Source organism: Streptomyces sp. NPDC059900 (assembly GCF_050270335.1).
GTDB lineage: Bacteria > Actinomycetota > Actinomycetes > Streptomycetales > Streptomycetaceae > Streptomyces.
Genome location: NZ_JBNNJZ010001159.1, coordinates 1 through 1,093, shown reverse-complemented (window position 1 = coordinate 1,093; position 1,093 = coordinate 1). Strand labels below are relative to the sequence as shown.

The following is a 1,093-nucleotide window of genomic DNA, read 5'->3' as shown; positions in this document are numbered from 1 at the left end:
GCCCGCTAGAGAGATGGGCACCGGGGACCCGGGGACCTCCGCCCGCACGCGTCGCACCCCGCCCCGCCGCGTCTGACCGCTGGCCGGCTCCAGGGCGTTCCGCCGGGCCCCGGCCCGGGGGCCGGGGCACGGCGGAGTCCGGTGTCAGTCCCTGCGGTACTGCGCGGGTGACCCCTTCGTGGCCTCGTCCTCGTAGGAGCCGGCCTTGCCCCGGTCCACATGGAAGGTCGTCAGGGTGCTGACGGGCGAGCGCGGGTCCCGGCGGTCACCGACGACCCGCATGTGCGCGCTGAACTTCTCCGGCGTCACCTCGTACACGTCGTAGCCGTACCGGTTGCCCTCGAAGTACTTCAGGTGCGGGTTGGCCTGGCCCATCAGGGGGCCGTTGGCCGCGTTCCAGTCAGCGGAGTACGCGCCGGAGGTCACCGAGTGCGCAATGAACTCCGTTCCGATCAAGGGGGATTGGGGCTCGTCGAAGTCGGTGCGGATGTCGTCGACGAACGCCGAGTGCCAGTCACCGGTGATGACGACCAGGTCCTCGAGTCCGGCGGCGTGTACGTGGCCGAGGACCTCCTTGCGCTCGGCGAGGAAGCCGTCCCACTGGTCGGTGAACATGTACGAGCCGCCCGGACGGCCCCGTAGCTGGCTCAACATGATCGAGTTGGCCCATATGTGCCAGGCGTCGGGGGCGCGGTCGACGGTCTTCTTCAGCCACGCCTTCTGCTCGGCGCCCAGGATGGTGCCGTCGGGCAGGTTCTGCGCCGAGCGGTAAGAGCGCAGATCGAGGACGGCGAGTTCCAGCAGGTCGCCCCAGCGCCGCACCCGGTGGATCTCCGGGTCGGGCAGGACGGACCCGCCGAAGGAGTCGCGGTGCGGCATGTGCTCGAACCACGCCTGGTAGGCGGCCGCGCGGCGCCGCATGAACGGGGCGCCGCCGCCGGTGCCGCTGTAGTCGTTGACGACCTCGTGGTCGTCCCAGGTCAAAAACCACGGGTGGGCGGCGTGCGCCTCCCGCAGCGATGGATCACCCTTGTACAGGGCGTGCCGTTTGCGGTAGTCGGCGAGCGGGAGGATCTCCGGGCCGTCGGGGTCC

The 1,093-nt window shown here is 70.7% G+C and carries 1 protein-coding gene; it reads right to left on the bottom strand.

The annotated features are described in order from the left end of the window. Positions 1 to 144 precede the first annotated feature (144 nt). Positions 145 to 1,093, bottom strand: a 949-nt coding sequence (locus tag ACQKIP_RS48045; RefSeq protein WP_427745939.1) for an alkaline phosphatase D family protein, incomplete at its 5' end; no start/stop codon positions are given.